The following is a 20,957-nucleotide window of genomic DNA, read 5'->3' as shown; positions in this document are numbered from 1 at the left end:
CGTGAAAGCCATACGCGGAAGTCAGCGCGGAGCGCTGGCTGGAGTTGTATGGGCTGACTGGTTGGACTCAATTTTCTCTAATTCTTTCTTAAGTATCTCTTGTGTCTCTTCTTTTCCATGGATTCGGATCATTTCTTCCAGAGTCTTTTCGAAATCCTCTCTACCAGAGAACCAACCGTCTAGGTAGTTAGGATCGCCTGAGGCTACGTCTTCCATGAATTGGGTTTCGTGATCTACATCTTCTGCGTATGTTTTCAGATAAGCTATCCATGACTGTTCGTAGCCTCGTATGTATGTCTCGTGATACTGCTTCTGTATGGATGTCGGCACCGCAATCGCTGAATTTCTCAAGGGAAGGTGAGTGGATGTCATATTCGAACAACCAGCAAAAAGTAGGATAGCGAAAATCGAAATTTTCATATTTTGGCCAACGTGAAAGCCATACGCGGAAGTCAGCGCGGAGCGCTGGCTGGAGTTGTATGGGCTGACTGGTTAGGCTTATTATCTTTGATGCTGTCTATTAGAAATGCTGTACCAAAGATTAGGATACCGATTGGAAAAAGCTGAGGCATGATCTTGTCCCATAAATCCACTTCTACGTGAATAACTCCGTTTTCATCTGGCTCAATTTTGGAAAAGTAGAATTCGAGAAGGTAGTAGATAAACGTCGATATGGTCATTCCCATGCCAACTAACATCGCAAAATTGCGATTCGTTCTGTTCTTCTTCCATCGTAGGAAAGACGCGACGATCACAAGTAGCGATGTGATGGGGAATGAGAACATGATGAAATCGTACATTTTTGTGTTCTGCCTAACGTCAAAGCCATACGCGTAGGTCAGCGCGGAGCGCTGGCCGGAGTTGTATGGGCTGCCTGGTTAGCTTTATATTTCTTCAATTTTCATTTCAAACCCAGGTGTTTGAGGAATGCCAGGGATCTCAATCGATATAGAGGTAGGGATATATCCAAGTCCCTTCATTTCTTCGATTGCCTTTAGTTCGGAATAGGGCGGAAGCTTTCTCTCTGTCATAGCCTTCTTGTAGGAGTTCAGGATCGCGTATTTATAATAGTCCTCGGTGTTACTTTCACTTGCGATCCCCTCTATGGCATAGTCAACCTGACCGGAGATGAGTGAAATACTTGTACCGTCCTTGGTCACTTCGAAAGCAGGAGAAAGCGACCAAGACAGGAAATCTCTCACTTGCTCTGGTACATCGGCGCTTTCCATGCTGGCCATCGACTTTGCCTTGGATTGATTCGCCCACTCTGTGCACTGCTTGATGGAAACCCACTGGCCCGATTCTTCGTGTTTCCACTTCATATTGACGAGATCGAACTCTTCTTTGATTCCATCAGCGGTAGATGTGGCCATCCCATCTTCAATGTGTAGTTCCATTGTAGCCAGTTGTGAACCGCCCGAAGAAAGTTCAATGCGGTAGCTATTCGCAAGTAGGGAGGACGTCGAAAGAATCGAAAGTGTGATGAAGTTGAGTAGGGTTTTCATTTTTTAGCTAACAGTATTAATATAGGGGTCTTGAAGGACGGGTATTGCGTGGGGGGTGGTGTGTTACGCGTTTTGGGGGCTTCTTTAGGGGATTTGCGTTGTTTGGGCTTGGGGTGGGGGATGGGGCTGATCGGTACGTAGAGTGGGTTGGTTGGGTGTAGAAGGCAAGCTGTTAGAATATAGTGGGTTAGAATTCTTGAGTTAGGCGTTTCTACTGTTAGGGTGGGTTCTATGGAATCCGTGTACGAGTTGGTTGAACCCCCGTTTGTGGAGATGGGTTTGGTGGATGAGGGAAATGGAAAAAGCGTCATTGGGAAAAGGCGGGAGAAATGGGATCTGGAGGTGCCGGTGAGCTTCCCGGTTTGGTTGGAGACTTTGCAGGCTTCGGAGCTGCCGGAAGCGGAGAGGAGGAGCTACCAGATCACGATCAAGTGGTTTCTGGGGTATTGTAAGCGGGCGCGGTGCGAGGTGACTCGGGGCGCGGCGAATGCCTTTTTCGAAACGGCGCGGCGCGAGAAGCTTCCTGACCGGAATCTGATGACGCTTTGGTTAAATGCGTTGCGCTGGTTCTTTAGGAACGCGAGCGAGGTGCCGGATGATGCGGAGGAGTTGGCTGAGGGGGGTGACTTCAGGGCGGAGCATGAGTCTTTTAAGGGCGAGGCGTGGTTTGACGTTTTTATTCGGGAGTTGAGGAGGCGCCACTACAGCTATCGCACTGAGGTGAGCTATTTGCAGTGGGTGCGGGGATTTGCCGCTTATCATCGAACGGAGGAGCTGTGGAAGCTGGGCGAAGCAGAGATTAAGCGGTATTTGGACTATTTGGCGACGGAGCGGCGGGTGGCGGCTTCGACCCAGCGGCAGGCGTTGAACGCGATCGTGTTTTTTTATCGGCGAGCGTTGAGGCGGGAGCTGGGGGATTTTTCGGACTATTTGCGGGCGAGCCCGAAATCGAATTTGCCGATCGTCTTGACTGCGGAGGAGCTGAGGGAGCTGTTCATGCGTCTGAACGAGCCGTATCGTTTGATGGCGCGGCTACAGTATGGCGCGGGGCTTCGGGTGTCGGAGCTGTGTCGCTTGCGGATCAAGGATCTGGATTTTCATCGTTGTCGCGTTTCGGTGATCGGCGGCAAGGGGGACAAGGATCGAACGGCTTTGCTGCCTGAGTCGATGCGGGAGGAGTTGATGATCCAGGTGGAGCGGGCGCGTCTGGTGCACGAGCGGGATCGAGAGGCGAGCTTGCCGGGCGTATATTTGCCGGAGGCGCTGGGGAGAAAGTTTTCGCAGGCGGCGAAGGAGTGGTCTTGGTTTTGGCTTTGGCCGAGCCGTTCGCTGAGCTCGGATCCTCGCATTGGGGAGAAGCGTCGCCATCACGTGCTGGACCGGCAGTATCAACGCAAGCTTTCGAGCGCGGCGAGCCAATCGGGTATCGTGAAGCGGGTGACGTCGCATGTTTTGCGTCATTCCTACGCGACGCATTTGCTCGAGAATGGAACGGACATTCGCACGGTGCAGGAGCTGTTGGGGCACAAGGATATCAAGACGACCCAGATCTACTTGCATGTGATGCGAACGAAGGAGAATTCGACGGTGAGCCCGCTTGATGCCTGGGGTGGAGGCTAGCCTGATGCGGTGGGGCGGGCTACGGTCGATGTCCGCTTGGTCGGCTCCGCTTCGGTGGAGCGCGTCGGCGGCTGAGGCGCGTTGAGGTGGCTTGCCGGGAGCCGATCGAACGAGTCCGGCCTGTCGTAGGCGGTTGAGCTTCGCTTTGGCGACCTGCGGCATGGGCAGGCCGGGACGGGAGGATACTTTTGCTGGCGGGTCTGCGGGGGGATTGGCGCATTCGTTTTCGTATGAACCTTGTACCCCTGTTTTGCGCGACTGCCCTGTCGCTGAGCGTTTCGGCTGATGCCGGCAACCCCATCATCACGGATGTCTTCACTGCGGATCCTGCGGCGTTGGTGCATGATGGCCGGGTTTATCTGTACACGGGACATGACGAAGCGGAGGTGGACAAGCCGGGATACGTGATGAACGAGTGGCTGGTGTTTTCTTCGGACGACATGGTCGACTGGAAGGCGGAGGGATCTCCGCTGTCGTTGGACGATTTCGAGTGGGCGAACGTGCATGCATGGGCTGGCCATGCGATCGAGCGCGATGGGAAGTTCTATTGGTACATCACAGCGTGGGAGGAGGCTCGGGGCGAGTTTGGCATCGGGGTGGCAGTGTCGGACAGTCCCACTGGGCCTTTCAAGGACGCCTTGGGCAAGCCTCTGGTGACGAGCGATTTGACGGAGAATCCGATGAATTACGAGGACCGCCGCATTCTGTGGGATGATATCGATCCGGCGGCGTACATCGATGAGGACGGCCAGGCGTATCTGTTTTGGGGAAACACGAACTGCTACTGGGCCAAGCTGAAGGACAGCATGGTGGAGCTGGACGGAGAGATTCACCAGATCGAGCTGCCGGATTTCGTGGAGGCTCCCTACATCCACAGGAAGGGAGGACTGTACTATTTGACCTACTCGAAAGGGTTTCCCGAGCGCACGGCGTACGCCACCTCCGAGAGCTTGGAAGGGCCTTGGGAGTACCGAGGGGTGATCAAGCAGCTTGCGGGCAACTGCAATACCAACCACCAGGCGGTGGTCGAGTTCAAGGGCCGCGACTATTTCATCTACCACAACGGGGGATTGCGGACGGGCGGCAGTTTTCGTCGCTCGGTGTGCGTCGACTACCTCCGCTACGGCGAGGATGGCTCGATCCTGCCGATCCTGCCGACGGAGGAGGGGGTGGTCTCCGCGGACGAGCCGTTGGAACGCTAGGGGCGGGCCGGCGGGCGTCGATGAGCGACTAGGATTTCAAACCAGAAACGAAAAAGAGACATGATAAGAAAGACATTGCAGAGAAGCGCTGTTGTAGGAGCCCTGGCCTTGGCGGGGGCGTCGATGGGAATCGGCGAGGTAGCTGGGAAGACTCGGGGCAACCCGATCGTGACTGACATGTTCACGGCGGACCCGGCTCCGCTGGTGCACGATGACACGCTCTACATTTACACGGGGCATGACATTCAGAACGAGACGGACCGCTTCTTCAAAATGCAGGATTGGTACTGCTTTTCGACGGAGAACATGGTGGACTACAAAAACCATGGTCCGTTGCTGACGGTCGAGGATTTCGAGTGGGCCAGTGGCGACGCATTCGCCAGCCATGTGACGGAGCGCGACGGCAAGTTCTACTGGTACGTTTCGATCCGGCATGGTTCGATCAGGGTAAACGAGGGCTTCTCGATCGGCGTGGCGGTTTCCGACAGTCCCACGGGTCCGTTCAAGGACGCCATAGGCGGGGCCTTGATCACGGACGAAACCCCGAATTCCATCGTGTTGAACATTGATCCGGCGGTCTTCATCGATGACGACGGCCAGGCCTATCTCTACTGGGGATCCTGGAGCGACGCGCGTTGGGTCAAGCTCAAGGACAACATGCTGGAGCTGGACGGCGAGGTGCAGAACCTGGATGCGAAAAACATTTTCGAGGCTCCCTGGGTTCACAAGTACAAGGACACGTACTACCTTTCGTATGCGGGTTCTGGATACCCTTCGAAGATAGAGTATTCAACCAGCGACAGTCCGATGGGACCTTGGGAATATAAGGGCGTGATCAATGGTCTCATGCCACGTTCGGAAACGAACCATCAGGCGATCATCGAGTTCAAGGGAAACTGGTACTTCGTCTACCACAGCTCGGCCCTGCCGACCGGCGGCGTATACCGGCGCTCGGTTTGCGTGGACAAGCTGGAGTACAACGAGGACGGCACCATCAAGCCGATCATTCGCACGACCACCAGCGTGCCGAGAGTCGACTAGCGTTTCGCGAAAGCGGGTCCGGCGCTCGGGGCGTCGCGTTTCGTTGAGGAAACGTGGGTGCGGCATGGTGCTCGAGGCGCGTTTCGCAGAAACGGCGGCTACGGGTCGCGCTCCTTGGGAGTTTTCAAAAAATGGCAGGCGCCTCCTTTGACCGGGAGGCGTTTTTTTGTTTGGGGAACCGTGGCGCGGGCGCCTATTTGAGAAAGGCGTCGATGAACGCTTCTTTCTTGGCGAGAACGTGCTCGTCCCAGTGGCGTTCGCGATCTGCTTGCTCTGGCCAGGGGTGGGCTCGGTAGGGGACGGAGAGTATGTTTTTTTCTCCTTTCGCTTGATTGATCGCGGCGAAGATGGAGGTGCTGGGACAGGCTTGGTCGATGAGGCCCACTTCGACCACGAGGGTTGCGTGGCTGTCGGGCAAGATGCTGGCGATGTCGAAATAGGCCACGGCGTTCTGGACCTGAGCGTTGTCCGGACGCTCGTCGAGGGGCTGAGGCCAGCCCCCTTTGCGTTTGGCTAGAGGGCCTCCGAAGTCGCACATGGCGGGTACGGTGGCGACGACTGCGGTGACGCGGGAGTCGAGTCCGGAAGCTGCGAGGGCCTGGCCGCCGCCTTGGCTTTCTCCGATGACGAGAATGCGTTTTCCGTCCCATTCCGGTTGTCGAGCGAGAAACTCGATGCTGCGCAGGAGGCGCAAGTACATGAAGCGGAAGTAGTACTCGTTTCGATCCTCGATGCCCTGGGTCCAGTAGGCTTCCAGCGGCCCGCTTTCGAGCGCCTCGTAGTAGGACTCGTCCTCGTGGTTGAGCATGCCGTGGGCGTTGAGGTCGAATGCGAGGGCGCCGCTGCCTCGCCGAGCGAGGGAGGTCGCTTCGTCGAGATGGGCCCGGCACCAGTCGCCCTTCACGCCAGCCGCGTGAAGATTGAGCACGATCGGCAAGGATTTCGGTTCGGCCCTGGCCGGCTTGGCGAAGATGGCCCGAGCGGGTCGCGGTCCGGGAGTGGGGATTTCGACGTCGTACGCGACGAGGTCGATTTGGGAGTCCGGAAGCTGGATCGGCGACAGGGAGGCGTCCAGGGGCAGGGTGGCGAGCTGCGCTTTTTCCCTTTCCCAGAAGGTCTCGAAATCGGCTGGACGGTCTAGGCCTGGCTGTAGTTGTTCCGGCCCTACGATGGCGCCGATAGTGTCTTTTGCGTCGCCGAGGCTCGCTTCCACCATGATCGAGCCTGGATGATCGAGCGAGGTTTCGTAGATAGGGATTTGCTCGTCGTGGAGGCGCACGGTCCTTTGGGTGGTCGTTTCCTGGTTGTTTTGGAAGGTTCGAAGGGTGATGATTCGCTCGCCATCGCTTAGGGAATCGCCATCGGCGATTTCAGCGGTGATCGCGATGGTTTCTCCGATCTGGTAAACCCCGGTAGGGTTGTTGAGGGAGAGTTGTATCGACTGCGCCAGTACGGCTGTGGTATTGGTCGCGCAGAGGAGGGAGATGAGGAGGCGTTTCATTGGTAAGCGGATCGCGATGATTTGGGCGGAGGCTATCGAAGCCGTGGGACGAGTCAAATCCATCGGTGCTAGCAATTAGGTATGGTCTGCGGATATTGCGAAATTCAAATCTGTTCTTTGCTTTTGCGGCGCAATTGAGTAACGATTGTGGCACTTGCAGGCGGGCGAACGTTGCAAGTCCCGGCCTCTATTGAGCGCGGGCGTTAGGGTTCGCTAACGTCTTTTAGCAATTCAAGAGGATGGCGCCGGAGGGAGAACCTGGCGCTGGCATCCGGTCGGCGGCCCGTCTTTTCGACCGCTTTTTCGAGAGTTCGAATCGTTTTTTTTCCGCGTCGGCGAATGTCCCTGTGGCCGACGTGTTTCCGCAACCTAGTCAAATTCTAAGTAGAGAGCTTAGTACCCATGAGTCAGAGAGTATTGGATAGACCTGCTCCGTCAGAAGCAAACCCGACGGAAAAGCCGTCGTCAAAGGGATCGCCGCAGGGCGATACCAAGACCGCCCGGATGGATCGCATCCGAGCGGCGATGAACCGCGCTGCCAGAGAGCGGCGCATGGCGGCGATGCGATAGCGGGCCCGTCGAATGGCGATGGGCTTGTCAGTTATTCAAAAACCGGTTTCGCGGGTGGAGCCGGAAGGTGCCGTGCCGTGGCGTGACGCAAGGAATCGCCCGAGATCGCAAGCGCTCTAGGAGCCGCTGAGGAGCTTATCTAGAAGCGGGGCGACGAGCTCCTGGCCTCTGAGACCTTCGAGGAAGCGTCGCGGGATTTGCTGGATTCCATATTGGATTCCGGCGATGCCTCCGGCCACGCAAGCGGTGGTATCGGTGTCGTTTCCGATCTGGACAGCTCGCTTGACCACCTTTTCGAAACTCGTCTCTTCGCAGGCGAGGCGGGCGGAGTGGAGGGAGTCGACGACATAGCCGGTGCCGTTTCCGCCAGGTCGGGAGTCTGGACGCACGTGTTCCTCCAGCTGCTCCTTGTGGACAGGCAGCTCCCTATAAAGCTCTCGCAGCGCGGCCACCGCCGCCTCCCAAGGGGTCGGGCATCTCTCCAGGACGCGTCGAGCCCAGAGGCAGTAGAGAGCGCAGCAGACCATGGCCCGCGGATGGGCGTGGGTGACGATGGATTGCTCGTGCGCGTCAGCGACCAGCTGGCGGTCGTCGCCTTGATGCCAAAGAGCGAGCGGCAGGACACGCATGAGCGAGCCGTTTCCGTTGGCGTATTCGTCGCGACGTCCCGACTCCTCGGGGAAGTAGTTTTTGGAGAGCTTTACGATCGCCTCTCTGGTTTGTATCCCGACGTCGAATACATGTTTCCCGACGGCCATATGGCCTTCGAAGTACCAGTTTTGCAGGCGTTGCGAGAAGTCGATGAGATTGAGCTCGCCGTGGGCGAGCAGCGACTCGAGCAGGCAGAGGGCCTGGGCGCCGTCGTCCGACCAGGTGCCAGGTGGGACCTCCGGATAGGAGCGAAGAAAGCCCGCTGGCGGCTCGAACTCGATCTGATGGTACGATGGGATGCGTTCGCTGCTCTTGAATTCGTAGGGCACGCCCAGAGCATCTCCCACCAGCATGCCCAGCAGGCCGCCTTGCAGGCGCTGGCGCCGATCGATGGTAGATTGATCTGTATCGCTTCCTTCCATTGTGTCGGGACGGATAGCTAGCGGATCCAAGAAACGAATACGACGCTTTTCTAAGCGCCGTTTTGCTACTGCCGTCAAGAAGGCTGGCTTATGCCGCGATGTTACGAGCGCTGGGAATGGGTCTTCGGCTTACATCACTCGGTCTAGAAGCTCCCGTCCCTCGACGAAGCGCTGCAGGTTTTCGAGAAAGTGGCTGACGCAAGTGGTCGATTCCTCGAGGTGGCCGCCTGCCACGTGGGGCGTGATGAAGCAATTGGGCGCCGAGCGCAGTCGGTGGTCGGTCGGCAAGGGCTCCGGATCGGTGACGTCGAGCCAGGCCGCTTTTGTGTGGGCGGATCGCAGGCTGTTCGCGAGGGCCTCTTGGTCGACGGTGGTGCCGCGGCCGATGTTGTAGAAAACGCTTCCCGGCTTGCACTGAGCGAAGCGAGCGGCGTCGAAAAAGCCTTGGGTGGCAGGGCTGTCGGGGAGAATATTGATCACGTGATCCGCGCTGGCTAGGGCTTCGGGCAGGTTTTCGGCGGTGGTGACGGGTATCGCTTCATCGCCTCGAGCTTTCCGGCGATAGGCCACGAGTTTCATGCGATATGGCGCCAGCAGCTCCACGAGTCGGGCCCCAATGGCGCCGTATCCCAGAATGATGGCGCTCTGTCCGCGCAGTGGAACGCTGCCGTCGCGAAGGGCCAGCCAAGGGGGCGAGCCGTTTTCGTCGCTGGAGGCCAGGCCTTGGGGAAGGCAGCGGGATTGGGCCAGCATGAACGCGAGCAGATGATCGGCGCAGGCGTCGTTGTAGACGCTGGCGCTGTTGCAGACGGGTATTCGTTTTTTGGCGACGTGCGAGCGAAAGTCCGAGTTGTCGTAGCGGGTGATGCCGGAGGAGCTGATCTGTATCCACTTCAAGCGCTTGGCCTTTTCGATCTCAGCCGGTTCCGGCTGACCGAAGACCACGTCGCATTCGAGCAACGCGGGATCCGGATGGGATTTGGCCAGCACGGACTCGGCAGGGATGGAGGGAAAGACCAGGGTGTGTCCGTTCGTTTGGCTTTCGAGAAGCTGGCGAGCGTTTTCGGAGAGGGGAAAGTCGATGTAGATCTTGAGGGACATGAGGCGAGGATAGAACGGGGAGGCGTGGATATACGAACGAAAATCCTCTGGCGTGCAGGCTGCGGTTTTCTACAGGACGTCGAGAAAGATGGCCAGGTAGTGGCAAATGCTGCCGCCCAGCACGAAGAGATGCCAAATGCCGTGGAAGTGGCGGACCTTTTTGTCGAGGGCGTAGAAAATGACGCCGACGCTGTAGAGCAGACCGCCAGCGACCAGCAGAGTGATGCCGCGTGGCGGCAGGGCGGACAGAAGCGGTTTGAAGGCGATGGCGATCAGCCAGCCCATGCCAATGTAAACGACCACCGGGAGGATGCGTTTTTCGCTTTTGAAACGCGTTTCCAGCAGGATGCCGAGAAGGGCCAGTCCCCAGACCGCTCCGAAGAGGGACCAGCCCCACGGCCCACGGAGCGTCACCAAGGTGAAAGGCGTGTAGGTGCCGGCGATGAGAAGGTAGATCGCGAGGTGGTCGAAGGTTTGGAACAGTCGCTTGGCAGGTCCGCGAATGCTATGGTAGAGCGACGAGAAGGCGTAGAGCAGCAGCAGGCTGGCTCCGTAGACGCTGAAGCTGACGATCTTCCAGGGGTCTCCTTGTAGTGATCCGAACACTACGAGGAGAGATAGTCCGACGAGGGCGAGAAACGACCCGACGAGGTGGCTGATGCTGTTGAAACGTTCTCCGTGGTACATGTGGGCGGTGTCAGGGATGAGCGGGCGAATTGGTCGGCGACGGAGAGGCCGCCTCTAGGGCAGACGCTTTGAAGCTGGTTTTGTTCGCGAATAATCGGGCAAATGCTCGCTAGACCGGCTAGCTGTCTATCGGTGAGGAGATGGAGATTTGCAAAGGGCATTTCGTGGAGTCCACTGGCAGGCCCTTTCGGTAGACGTCGAGCAGCGCCTTGGACTGGGCGGCGAGTTTGCGTCGGGTTTCCCGTCTTCGCCCTTTGATGAGCGGAATCGACATGTGGTCGTAGCCGGTCGTCTGGTGTCGCAGCCAGGCGATGGTGGCGGCTTCGGCGCGGCGCTCGAGAGGGATGCGCTGGGTGCGGGCGACGGTGCCGCTGCCCACGGGTACGGCGTGATCGGCGATGCGGCTCGCCAGGGCTGCAGCAAGGTCCTGATAGGACGAGTGGAAATCGAGGTAGCGCAGCACCGCTTCGCGAAACGTTCGCTCGTAGGCGGTCTGTTTTTCTGATCGGCGTCGTCGGTCGGCTGCGAGGCGCTTCTTGTAGGCGGGAGATTGGCGCTCGATGAGCAGCTTCAGTCGTTCCGTCTCGATGACTTCGCTATCGGCCCAGACGCCGAGGGAAATGACGCGTCGACCCCGCTTCTCCTTCACGGTCCAGGTTGGCGTGGCCGCCTTGACGCGTCGGGTCAGGGCCGCGTCGCCAGGGGCGAGCAGGGACCAGTTTTCAGGCGCGGTGAGCACGAGTCCCTCCAGCGAAATCGCTTGGCGCGGTTGGGAATGTGGGCGTACCTCTCTGTCTTGATTGGGCATCTAAGGAGGAGGGCTAGGAATGTGGCAGCGTCTGGCAAGCGACAAGCGTTTCCGCCCGCAAAAGCGGCGAACCGTAAACGCTCGGTCCGCCGCTGCCTTTCGTCTGATTAGAATCGGTTTGCTGGCTCGCTGCGGCGAGGAGGTGGCTGAGGCTTAGCTCCAGCTTTGCAGACTGCTTCGCAGTTCCTTGCCTTGGGAAAGAAGGCGTTGCCAATGGCGTTCCAGGTAGGAAGCGGCAAGGATGACGGCGACCCCGGTGCCAGCCAGCGAAAGCCAAAGCTTGCTCTGATAGAGGTCGATAGCGAAACCAAGGTGAAAGATAAGGCTCACGGCCGTGCCGATGAGGCCCAGGTAGAGGATGCCTTTCTCGCGCAGGAAGTAGGAGCCGACGATCGCCGCGATGGATACGATGAGGGAGAGGGCGGACGCTGCTAGGCCGCCGAGATCGGACATTTGGAAAACTGCGCTTGAAATGGCCAAGGCAGCTGCGAGGAAGCGTAGCGAACGGCCCCCGTCCACGGCTCGTTTGGAGAGCGCCAAGAGAATAAGGGCGAAAGGAATCGAACCGAATGTAAGGTAGAAGCTGATACCGATCGGATGGGCGTTGAACTCGAACGACGAAATGAAAGCCATCCAAGCTACGAACAGTGGCAGGATGCTGAAGTGCTGGTAGAAACGCTGCAGGCCGGCGCTTTGGCAGCACTTTGGCAAAGCCACGAAGAAAAGAGCGCCGATCGAAGCGAAGAGCAGGCTGGCCAGAGAAGTGGATACGTCGTGCAGCAACGCGTTTCTCAAGAGCAGAAGGGCGAAGGGCGCGAAGAGCAAGGTCCGCATGGCTCGTCCATCCCAGTTCTTCAAGCTAGGCCGCTTAGCGAAGTGTCGTAAATCCGTGGATACGAGTCCAGTTAGCAACGCCAGGCCTATGCTGGTGATGGCGAGATCGCTGCGGGTCGGGATGAGCAGGACCGCATTCGACAGGATGTAGGTCAAGGTCAGGGCCTTGGCGTCCTTTCGAGCCATCGACGAGAAGCCCAAGAAGGCGTAGAGCGGCAGCAGCGCTAGGGCAACCGCGAGGGTAAGGGCGAGCAGTGGGGAACTGATTGGGTCGAACTGAAATAGGTGGAAGTATTCGGAAAACTGTGACGAATGCCCGATCCGTTTTGCGTAGACAAGTCCTCCGAGCTGGCAGAAAAGCGCCGGCAGGAACGCGGTCCCAAGAGCGAGAAAGGTTCTAGCTCCTTTGTCCTCCTTCAGGCGCAGTCCACAAAACAGGCCTGCCAGCGAGAGAACGGTGGTGAGTCCGAAGAAACTGTAGTACCGCGTTAGCGGTTCCGCGTCCATCCATCCGCCCAGCAGAAAGGCCGCGGCTGATCCAAATAGGGATATGCCTCCGATCCAGCGAAGGAGTTGAGGGAGCTTGCTCCAGATACGCGATCGCTCGGTCTCGTCTGGCGCAGGTTGCTGTAGCGTTTCGCACGCGTCCGGTTCCGGTGTTTCGAAGGATGGGGAAGTGTTTTCTATATTCATATCAGATGAAAGGTTTGGTTTCTTGGATACAGTTCGATGCGAGCTCGCTTAGCGTTTTTCCGTATCGTCTAGCGCTTCGAGCTGACGCTCTAGCTCGGCCTCCTCCTCCTCTTTGAGGAACTCGTCCTCCAGGGAGTCGGAGCCCACGCCGAGGTTGGCTCCTATTTCCGATTCCGTTAGCTTGATCTCCCAGCGTTCGAAAACGTCGTCCACGCAGTTTGAATGATCGAGGTCGTGATCGCGTATCACTTCCATAGCTTTGGCCCGACTGGCTCGACTGCTGAACGAGAGCTTCTTTCGTCGGATGTCGTCGATGCGAGCTTCCAGCTTGGATACGTCGTTTTCAATGTTGGCGACGAGGGCTTCATGGCGCGGAAGCTCTTGGCTGATCCTTTCGATTTCCGTCTCGACACGCCTGCGCCGGCGGAGGCACTCGAGGGCCTTTTTCTTATCCGCGTCGCGGAGCGAGAGAGCTCGCTGGGTCCATTTTTCGCGCGCCTGTTCCAGTTCGGTCGATTTGCTTTTCATGGAAGCGAGCTCGCCCTTCAGGCGGCCGAGCTTCACTTTGGCGCGAGCGGCATGCTCGTGCAGCTCACGAAGGGAGCCGTTCACCACCGATTCGTGGTTTTCGACTTGGTTGATGACGGAGTCGAACCCCGATACGATGCTAGCAGTCCAGCGTTTTATGCGTTTCATAGCGATCCTTTCTCTTGTGTTGACGTTTTCGGAAGAAATATCCGCGTCTCTTTAATCACTCCCCGTGCCAAGAAGGCTGTCGTTGATCGCTGCTGGGTTGTTAGTTGCTGATCTTCAGTGAGAAAGGAATTCTGTCTGGGCTATCGAAAGGTATGTGGCTTTATGTTTCGTACAAATAGGGAACAAAAAAGGCGTACCTAAAAGGTACGCCGTCTGTCGGAAAGAGTCGTTATCATCGGGGCGGGTAGGCCCCGGGAAAAGCGGGGCTTGGTTGCTTCCGCCAGAGGTTTTGGGCGGAAGCGGGCAACTCGGCGCCATGTTCGGCGGCTGGGAAGTCGCTCAGCAGCTCGAAGTTGAGGAGCTCCTTGCTTTTGAAAAGCGGACCCCAGTAGTCGAGCAATTCCACTCCAGCGTCCTCGAAGCTTGGATACTCGTTTCGCAATTCGACCAGTCCGTGCACGGGGCGGAAGGGCTCGTCCGCGTTTGCGGAGCTAAGAGCGAACAGTGGCTGCTCGCCGCGGCTGCTGGTGCGCGCGTAGACGTTGCCGTTCATGGCCTCGAGCTGTGGCGTCTCGACGCGCTCGGTGACGCCTGGGGTCTCGAAGAATGCGACCAGCGATTCTTCGAAATGGTTGTCGGCGTGGAGCAGATTGTTGATGAAGGCGTGGCTGTGCCGCTCCTCGACGTCAGGCCCCGAACTGGCGTGCCAGCCGAAGTGGTCGCCCGCGGTGTGGGAGCGCTCCGTTCGGATGAACTCCGCACGGCTGTTGTAGTAGGTGTTTTGATACAGCTTGACCCCGCTGCTATTGAGGACCCTCGAGCCAGGCGAGCAGTTGACGAAGACGTTGCCCATCGCGATGGCTCCCTTGGAGATCTCGAAGAAGAAGCCGTCGTTGGTGTTTTGGAACCAGTTGTCCACCACCAAGCCGTCCACGTTTCCCACATCGTACCAGATGCCGCTGGCGTGGGGGTTGTCGATGATGAGATTGTCTCGGCAGACCGCATTGTAGGATTGGTTGAAGATCTTGACCGAGGACGCGTAGTAGCCGCTGAACTGCTCGTGGCTGTTGGTTCGAGTGACGATGTTTCGTTCCAGGAGGAGGTCAGCTGAGTTGATGACGTAGATGCCTTCGGTGCCGCAGTCGGAGATGAGGCAGTTGCGAATCGTGAGGTTGTCGCCGCGGAAGTATCCGGCAACGCGCGAACAGTGGGAGATGGTGAGGTGCTCCAGAGTGGCGCCTACGACCTCCTTGCCGAAGTTCTCCGGGGAGGTGTATTCGCCAGGCTCGATGCCTTCGATTTCCAGGGCGAGGCGAGCGTATTGGGTGAAGGTGATGCCGCGTATGGTGGGACCGATGCCGTCGTTGGCTTTGCCGTGGGCCGCCCGCATGGTGCGGGTCAGAGCGGAGTTGTGGGCCGTGATCTCGATCGTTTTTCCGCTCGGGTCCTGAGCGATGGTCACCGTGCCTTCGAGGTAGTCGATGAAGAAGACGCCTTCGGACAGCTCCTCCAGCGAACCGGCTGAAAGCAGCCTCTGGCCGTCGATGAAGACCATGTCGTTGTTGAAGCGATGCAGCGGGGTGCGCTGCACGTTTCGCTCCCTGCGCCACCAGTCGGCGGGCTGGGCAGGGAAGAGCGTGTCCCAGTCGGTCCGCCAGAGCCCGTCGCCGACTTCGACCCAATCGCGGGCGATGCGCGTGCCTTTGAGCACCGGACGCTCGCTCTGATAGGGTTGCAGAACGATGCCTTGGCTGAGGCGAAGGCTGCCCACGCGATAGTCGCCGCCGCGCAGGACGATGGCGTCCCCCGTGCTGGCCTGGGCGATGGCGTTCTCGAGCGTGGTCGGACTCTCGATGGAAGCGCCTTCGCTTCGCTCGTCTCCGTCGGGAGAAACGTAAAAGACGGCGCCCTCCGCGGGAATCTCGTAGGACTGCTGGATCGGTCCGTAGGGTCCGCCGGATGGAGCGGCGAAAAGGGCGGCTTGCAGGGCTGCGAGAGCGAATAGGAGGGCGAAATGGGGTCGGATGAGATAGCGCATGAACGTCTAATAACTTAATTGCCCCTTGGGCGCGGGCAAGTGAAACGACCATCGTTGACGGATGCGCGTTGAACGAATCTAGTAGGTGCCATGCCCCGAAACGCATTGTTTGGACTCGTTTGCTTTTTTGTTTGGTTCGCCGTCTGCGCCCTCTCGCTCGGCGCTTCGACCGACAGTCTCGCTCAGCAGCGCCGCGACGCCGCGCTCGTTCTGACGTTTGGCGAGCTGAACGAATCGGACGCGAAGCGCTTGAAGAAATCGGAGAGCTATGCGGATGCGAAGAAGACGTTGGCCCGAAGCCTGAGTTCGAAACAAAAGGCCGGCGTGGCGCGTCGAAACGCGTTTCTTGACGTATTTGGCCAGCAGCCAGCTGAAAGCGCGGTCGCGGAAAACGGCGCTCCGGCTCATCCCTATGTGGAGTGGGTTCGGATCTATCTAGAGGAGCTCGCTTACGACGAATCGGAGTATCGCGACGTGATCGAGCGGGCGTACCTGTACGTGATCAAGCGTCCTCCCTACGAGGAAGAGATCTCCTATTGGGAGGAGCTTGGCGTTTTCGCTTTCGTCGAACTCGTGGGCGGGATTGAGGATTGGGCCCGGCGCAACCAGCCAGGTCTGATGGTCACAGGAGGCGAAGCCACCATTTCGGTGAACTGTCCGTATCTCAGCTCGCTTCGCCTCTCGCCGGAGGTGGCCGAGGAAGTGGCCCGGGCGGAGGGTTTCCAAATCGATGCCGAGAGTTCGCGTACCGTGCTGTATCCGAACGCCGATGCGTTTATCAGCATAGGGCCTGTCTACTTCTTGATCGCAGGCGGTATGAGCCGCGATGGTTGAAGAGTAGTTAGAAAGCAACTACATCGAAAGCAGGTTTTCCTGATCCCTGCTGCTCGGGGTAAGAAAGAGGGGAGCCATTTGCTTCCAGAAACGGGCTCGATGGGCGCGGCCTTCCCAGTAGCGCAAGGCATGCCAAACGCCTTTCTGCCAAAGAACGTGGCTGAGGCGCTCGTTGTTCTCTCGAAACGGATCGTCGGTCCCGATCAGGAAGACGATCTCCATTTTCCGAAGCAGATCGAGCCGTCGCTGGCAGCCGAGGCCTGGGAGGTAGTGGGCAGGCGTGTGGAAAAAGATGTCTTCGCTGTAGTAGCCGTCGAAGAGATCGCGAAAGCTCTCGATGCTCAGGGTGAGGTCGAATCTCCCGGAGAAAGCGACGAGCCTGTCGATGCGCTCCGGATGGCGGAAGGCGAGATTCGCCGCGTGGAAGGCGCCTAGACTGCAGCCGTGGGCGATGGTCTTTCCGTATCCATTTTTCAAATCCATCAGCGGGAAAACCTCTTCCAGCAGGTAGTCTTCGTATCGCTGATGGCGCTCGATTCTCCCCTGTGAGTGGGCCCACCAGCAATAGAAGCTTTCCGCGTCGACGCTGTCGACGCAGTAGAGCTGCAGTTCGCCAGCTTCGATGCGGTCCCGAGCTTGCTCGACCATTCCCATGTTCTCGTACTCGTAGAAGCGCCCGCCGCGGGTCGGAAACACCAGTGTTCGATCTCCGGCATGTCCGAAAACCAGTAGCTCCATCTGCCGCTGCAACCGCGGACTCCACCATCTATGATATTCCCTGTTCACGCTAGAAACCGTTATAGCGCAAACAAGCGGCTAGTTTTCGAAGAAGGCGCAAAGTTCCTGCAACAATCTGGCGTCTTCGTCTCCTTTCCCTGGATACTCGTGGTGCCCTGCGGTGAGGTCGAAGCGTTGGCGCACCGTCGGAGGAAGGGCGTTGTAGATGGCGTATTGGCCAGGTGGAGCCACTGCTGGATCGAAGAGGGCGCAGGCGCAGTGGGACGGCGCTTGAGCGTACTTGGCCGCGGTGGCGGCGTCGAAAAAGGCGAGCGTGCGCGATGCCACGCCGGGGTTTCTCTTTTCGAACGCTTGGGCTCCAGCTCCGCTGCCCACGGTGGGAAGCGAAAGGCGGAGCTGCTGATGCCCGAAGGTCGGTACGTTGACGTGGCAGCTTTGGATGCGGTGGTCCCAGGGGGCGGCCAGCATGGTGGTGCCTCCGGAGAAACTGACGCCGAGAACGTGAAGCGACGACTCGACCTCGGGAAAGCCCTCCAGCATGGCGGAAACGGCGATCCAGAGGTCGTCGACGCAGCCACCTATCACATACGTTTCCTTGTCTTCTATGCCGTGGGCGACGTGGCGATTCGGGTCTTCGGGGAGGCGCGGGTCCTTGCTGCGGCTGATTCCTCGAGCGCAGGGGAAGAAGATGACTGAGTCGGGGAAGGGCAGGGCGATATCCGGTAGGTCTCGGCCCCCGTAGCCATGGCCGACTACGAAACCTCGCCTGATATGCCCTTTGCTGGGAAGCAGGGCCCATCCGCCCAGAGTGAAGCTATCGGTGCTGCGGTAGCTGATGTCCGCGACCTTCCAGGCGGAGGACAGCTCGCGCTGGTTGACCAGGCAGAGCTCGGGCGACTGGTTGCGGGCTCGATCGTAGCGGCGCTTCCAGAAGTGGGCGAATTCCGCTGGCTCCTCCGGCGGTTCTATCGATAGCAGCTTTTTCAAGTCGTATCCATAAGTTGGATCAAAATCGTAAGGATGGGAAAACTGTTTCCCGTTTATCTGAACGGACCTCATCAATTGCTTTTGCTTATTTCTTTCGTTTTGCGTGAAGGTGCCAGCAAGCATCGCGCTAGCGAGGGGCAAAATCCGCAATGCTTGGAAAAAGGTCCTAGCTTGGCGCGGTCGAGCCAGCTCGTCGGATCGCTATTGGCTTCGGTGGATGGCGACAAGGCACACGTCGTCTTGCAGAGGCGCTGTCGCGTAGCTTAGCGTTTGATCGAGAAGCGTCGACAGGGCTCGGTCGGCCGTGCTCGGCTGGGCTTCCGTCAAGGCTTGCGCGAGGCTCTCCTTGTTCAGCTCGAGGCCTGCCGCGTTGGTCACCTCGTAGATTCCGTCGGTGTAGAGCACGAGCATCGCTCCGAGCGGGAAGGAGAAGCGACTTTCCGGATACTTGCTGTTTGGCAGCAGTCCGAGGGCGGAGCCGATCGAGGCGTCGGGGATCTGGAGCAGCTCGGCCAAGCGGCGTCGCGGCTGGTATCGTATGGGCGCGGGGTGTCCTGCGTTGGCGAATACGAGGCTGTTGGTCGCGATATCGATGGTGAGGTAGAGGGCGGTGGCGAAAAGGAGAATGGTTTCCGTAGGCAGGATGGCGGTAAGTTCGCGGTTCACTTGCTCCAGCAGGAGCCCGGGCGATTTGGCGTGTCGATGGGATTGCTCCACCAGAGCGCGGAGCAAGGCCGTCGCGAAAGCGGATTGCACGCCATGCCCCATGACGTCGCAGATGAAGACGCCGACCGAGCTCTCGTCGATCTGCCAGGTGTGAAAGAAGTCTCCGCTCACGATGTCGGCGGGCAGGTAGCGATGGGCGAAGCGCAGGTTTTCCGATCGATCAGCGAGCTGGGGGAAGTCGCGGGGGAGCAGGGCTTGCTGGACGTCGCGGGCCATGTGGAGGTTTTCCTGCATGAGCTGCACCTTTCGCAGCAGCCTCTGGGTTTGGATGCGCACCAGGGTGTGGGCGAAGATCAGCCCTAGAAAGCCGCCATGGGAATCGAGCAGAGCCACGTCGTCGAAAACCTCGCTTTCCGATCGAGTGAAGGCGGTCTGCAGCACCGAATCGATAGGCATGTCCACGGTCACCCTGCTGGCGGGGAAGAGCGCTTTGCTCTTTTTGATGGGGCGGCGGGCGAAGACGGCGTGTCCATAGCGGGAGCCGAGGACCATGCCCAGTCGGCTTCGGCTGCACAAGCCGATCAGGGCTTGGCCCTCGAGCACTGCCATGTATTCGTATGCATGTTGCTCGAAGCGCTCGCGCACGGATTCGAGCGAGTCGTCCGCGTCGACCGACAGTCGGTGACCGATGCGCGAGGCGAGGTCGAGCGATTGCTCCACTGCACTGTCTGCCAGCTCGATCATGGGCTCAGGTATTTCGCATTGGCGTCTGGGCTGCAATGGCGCTGAGCGCCTGTTGCTGGATTGTAACTCGGAAAACGGTTCGCTTCGCGCTCCGGTTCAGTTCGGTCGCGAGACGGCGCCGTTTCGCGCTGGATTGGGCTAATTGGGCACGAAATAGGCCGACCCCCGTCGGAGTCGGCCAAGATTTCCTAAAAACCTAGTAGTATGAAAAATTAGTTGAAAAGCGCTTCCGCTTTGGAGCGTTCCGAGGAGGCTCCGATCTTGTCCCAGTCGAGGTTCTGAGATCGGACGCTGGCGCGGGAGCTTGTGGCGAAGCTGACGGCTTCGGTTCCGCTGCCGCTGAGGATGCGCTGCAGATCGAGCACGGTCTGCTGCAGCATTTCGGCTTGGGAGGAGAGCTCCTCGGCGGTGCTGGCGGTTTCCTCTGCCGTGGCGGAGTTCGACTGGATGTCGCCGTCGAGCTCCTTCACCGCGGAGTTGATTTGAGAAATGCTGTTGGTCTGGTGTTGGCTGGCTTGGGAGATGCCGCCGATCAATTCGTTCACGTCGCGAGCCTTGCCGAGAATGTTTTCGAAGCTCTGACCGACGCGGTTGGAGATCTCCACCCCGCGCTCGCTGCGTTGGATGGAGTCTTCGATTTGCGAAGCGGTGTCCTTGGCGGCGGCGGCGCAGCGTTGAGCGAGGTTGCGAACCTCGTCGGCCACCACGGCGAAACCGGCTCCGGCTTCGCCAGCTCGGGCCGCTTCCACTGCGGCGTTGAGAGCGAGGATGTTGGTTTGAAACGCGATTTCGTCGATGGTCTTGATGATGTTGGCGATGTTGTCGCTGGACGCTTTGATCGCGTTCATGGCATCGATCATCTCGTTCATGCCACGCGTTCCGGATTCCGCGGCCTGACGGGTCTCAGTCGCCATGTCGCTGGCCTTCATGGCGTTTTCCGCGTTGAGGGAAGTGGTTTCGGAGAGTTCGGCGAGAGCGGAGGAGGTTTGCTGGATGGATGCGGCCTGGCGACTGGCGCCCTCGGCGAGGCCTTGGCTGGAAGCGGAGACCTGGGTGGCGGCGCTGCCGGTCTGCTGCGACATGGCAAGCAAAGAGGTTTCCACTTCATGAAGCGGCTTGGTGATGGAGCCGACGAGGGAGAATCCGAGGAATCCGGCAGTTCCGAGGCCGAGGGCGAGCGCGGAATAGGTCGCTCCGCTGGTCCAGGAGGCGGAGGTTCGCAGCGCGTCAACGGTTTTTTCCACCTGAGCCTCGCTCGATTCGCTTGCCAAGGCAGCGGCAGCGGCGTCGATTTTCGAGGCGCTGTTGAGAGCGAGGATTCCGACAGCCAGGAGGAAGAATCCGAGGGTGCCCAGGACGATGTAAAGTCGGGCGCTGATAGAGACGGATTTGAGCATGTTAGTTGGTGGGAAGCAATTTTAGGGACTTTTCCCCCGCGGCACCCGAAAGCGCTTGAGGAGGATGCAGTTAGTATCGGCGCCGCAGGCTACCGCTTGATGCGGAATGCGCTCATTTTTAGGGTTTTTTCGGCGGTAGGCCGGGAGCGGCTCCAGGCGTTCGTTTGCTCTGCCAGCAAGTCCAGCCATCGCGAATCCTCCGCCTCAGACCGTTGATCGTTG

The 20,957-nt window shown here is 58.7% G+C and carries 19 protein-coding genes; 4 read left to right on the top strand and 15 right to left on the bottom strand.

The window, feature by feature from the left end; all coding sequences use genetic code 11:
• Positions 1 to 21: 21 nt before the first annotated feature.
• The 3 genes from QEH54_RS13130 to QEH54_RS13120 all read right to left on the bottom strand — a co-directional run bounded on the left by QEH54_RS13130 (position 22) and on the right by QEH54_RS13120 (position 1,505).
• Positions 22 to 420: a hypothetical protein gene (locus tag QEH54_RS13130; RefSeq protein WP_309019143.1), complete on the bottom strand. Its 399-nt coding sequence runs from the start codon at positions 418 to 420 to the stop codon at positions 22 to 24.
• Positions 421 to 452: 32 nt separating this feature from the next.
• The gene (locus QEH54_RS13125) at positions 453 to 800 is read right to left on the bottom strand and encodes a hypothetical protein (RefSeq protein WP_309019142.1); all 348 of its coding nucleotides are present in this window, start codon (positions 798 to 800) and stop codon (positions 453 to 455) included.
• 84 nt (positions 801 to 884) lie between these two features.
• Positions 885 to 1,505 (bottom strand): hypothetical protein, encoded by a 621-nt coding sequence (locus tag QEH54_RS13120; protein ID WP_309019141.1) that lies wholly within the window; start codon positions 1,503 to 1,505, stop codon positions 885 to 887.
• A gap of 231 nt (positions 1,506 to 1,736) precedes the next feature.
• Between QEH54_RS13120 and QEH54_RS13115 the strand changes: the two genes are divergently transcribed.
• The 3 genes from QEH54_RS13115 to QEH54_RS13105 all read left to right on the top strand — a co-directional run bounded on the left by QEH54_RS13115 (position 1,737) and on the right by QEH54_RS13105 (position 5,368).
• Positions 1,737 to 3,125, top strand: coding sequence for an integron integrase (locus QEH54_RS13115; protein WP_309019140.1), 1,389 nt, complete (start codon positions 1,737 to 1,739; stop codon positions 3,123 to 3,125).
• A 230-nt stretch (positions 3,126 to 3,355) separates the two neighbouring features.
• Entirely contained in the window at positions 3,356 to 4,327 is a 972-nt protein-coding gene (locus QEH54_RS13110) for a glycoside hydrolase family 43 protein (RefSeq protein ID WP_309019139.1), read from the top strand.
• A 60-nt stretch (positions 4,328 to 4,387) separates the two neighbouring features.
• Positions 4,388 to 5,368 carry a glycoside hydrolase family 43 protein gene (locus QEH54_RS13105; RefSeq protein WP_309019138.1) on the top strand — a complete coding sequence of 327 codons (981 nt, stop codon included), beginning with the start codon at positions 4,388 to 4,390 and terminating at the stop codon, positions 5,366 to 5,368.
• Between the two features lie 193 nt (positions 5,369 to 5,561).
• Here the strand turns inward: QEH54_RS13105 and QEH54_RS13100 are convergent, their stop codons facing one another.
• The 8 genes from QEH54_RS13100 to QEH54_RS13065 form a co-directional block, all read right to left on the bottom strand.
• Positions 5,562 to 6,869 (bottom strand): acetylxylan esterase, encoded by a 1,308-nt coding sequence (locus QEH54_RS13100; RefSeq protein WP_309019137.1) that lies wholly within the window; start codon positions 6,867 to 6,869, stop codon positions 5,562 to 5,564.
• Between the two features lie 686 nt (positions 6,870 to 7,555).
• The gene (locus QEH54_RS13095; RefSeq protein ID WP_309019136.1) at positions 7,556 to 8,512 is read right to left on the bottom strand and encodes an ADP-ribosylglycohydrolase family protein; all 957 of its coding nucleotides are present in this window, start codon (positions 8,510 to 8,512) and stop codon (positions 7,556 to 7,558) included.
• A gap of 129 nt (positions 8,513 to 8,641) precedes the next feature.
• A complete protein-coding gene (locus QEH54_RS13090) occupies positions 8,642 to 9,613 on the bottom strand; it encodes a D-2-hydroxyacid dehydrogenase (RefSeq protein WP_309019135.1) in 972 nt (323 codons plus the stop codon).
• A gap of 69 nt (positions 9,614 to 9,682) precedes the next feature.
• Complete coding sequence (locus QEH54_RS13085) at positions 9,683 to 10,300, bottom strand: hemolysin III family protein (RefSeq protein ID WP_309019134.1); 618 nt, start codon at positions 10,298 to 10,300, stop codon at positions 9,683 to 9,685.
• 118 nt (positions 10,301 to 10,418) lie between these two features.
• A complete protein-coding gene (locus QEH54_RS13080; RefSeq protein ID WP_309019133.1) occupies positions 10,419 to 11,108 on the bottom strand; it encodes a DUF2293 domain-containing protein in 690 nt (229 codons plus the stop codon).
• A 153-nt stretch (positions 11,109 to 11,261) separates the two neighbouring features.
• The gene (locus QEH54_RS13075) at positions 11,262 to 12,635 is read right to left on the bottom strand and encodes a hypothetical protein (protein WP_309019132.1); all 1,374 of its coding nucleotides are present in this window, start codon (positions 12,633 to 12,635) and stop codon (positions 11,262 to 11,264) included.
• 48 nt (positions 12,636 to 12,683) lie between these two features.
• On the bottom strand, positions 12,684 to 13,331 hold the full coding sequence (locus tag QEH54_RS13070; protein WP_309019131.1) for a PspA/IM30 family protein: 648 nt from the start codon (positions 13,329 to 13,331) through the stop codon (positions 12,684 to 12,686).
• A 232-nt stretch (positions 13,332 to 13,563) separates the two neighbouring features.
• Positions 13,564 to 15,369: a right-handed parallel beta-helix repeat-containing protein gene (locus tag QEH54_RS13065; protein WP_309019130.1), complete on the bottom strand. Its 1,806-nt coding sequence runs from the start codon at positions 15,367 to 15,369 to the stop codon at positions 13,564 to 13,566.
• Between the two features lie 90 nt (positions 15,370 to 15,459).
• On the opposite strand from QEH54_RS13065, the gene QEH54_RS13060 reads away from it, so the two are divergent.
• On the top strand, positions 15,460 to 16,203 hold the full coding sequence (locus tag QEH54_RS13060; RefSeq protein ID WP_309019129.1) for a hypothetical protein: 744 nt from the start codon (positions 15,460 to 15,462) through the stop codon (positions 16,201 to 16,203).
• An 18-nt stretch (positions 16,204 to 16,221) separates the two neighbouring features.
• Here QEH54_RS13060 and QEH54_RS13055 read toward each other — a convergent pair whose 3' ends face one another.
• The 4 genes from QEH54_RS13055 to QEH54_RS13040 all read right to left on the bottom strand — a co-directional run bounded on the left by QEH54_RS13055 (position 16,222) and on the right by QEH54_RS13040 (position 20,735).
• Positions 16,222 to 16,989, bottom strand: a complete 768-nt coding sequence (locus QEH54_RS13055; RefSeq protein ID WP_345785656.1) for an alpha/beta hydrolase-fold protein — start codon at positions 16,987 to 16,989, stop codon at positions 16,222 to 16,224.
• A gap of 30 nt (positions 16,990 to 17,019) precedes the next feature.
• On the bottom strand, positions 17,020 to 18,000 hold the full coding sequence (locus tag QEH54_RS13050; protein ID WP_309019127.1) for an acetylxylan esterase: 981 nt from the start codon (positions 17,998 to 18,000) through the stop codon (positions 17,020 to 17,022).
• Between the two features lie 129 nt (positions 18,001 to 18,129).
• Positions 18,130 to 19,338, bottom strand: a complete 1,209-nt coding sequence (locus QEH54_RS13045) for a SpoIIE family protein phosphatase (RefSeq protein ID WP_309019126.1) — start codon at positions 19,336 to 19,338, stop codon at positions 18,130 to 18,132.
• Between the two features lie 212 nt (positions 19,339 to 19,550).
• A complete protein-coding gene (locus tag QEH54_RS13040; RefSeq protein WP_309019125.1) occupies positions 19,551 to 20,735 on the bottom strand; it encodes a methyl-accepting chemotaxis protein in 1,185 nt (394 codons plus the stop codon).
• Positions 20,736 to 20,957: the final 222 nt, after the last annotated feature.

The organism is Pelagicoccus sp. SDUM812003, from assembly GCF_031127815.1.
Classification (GTDB): domain Bacteria; phylum Verrucomicrobiota; class Verrucomicrobiia; order Opitutales; family Opitutaceae; genus Pelagicoccus.
The sequence above is the reverse complement of the archived record's forward strand: the minus strand, read 5'-3'. Positions and strand labels throughout refer to the sequence as shown.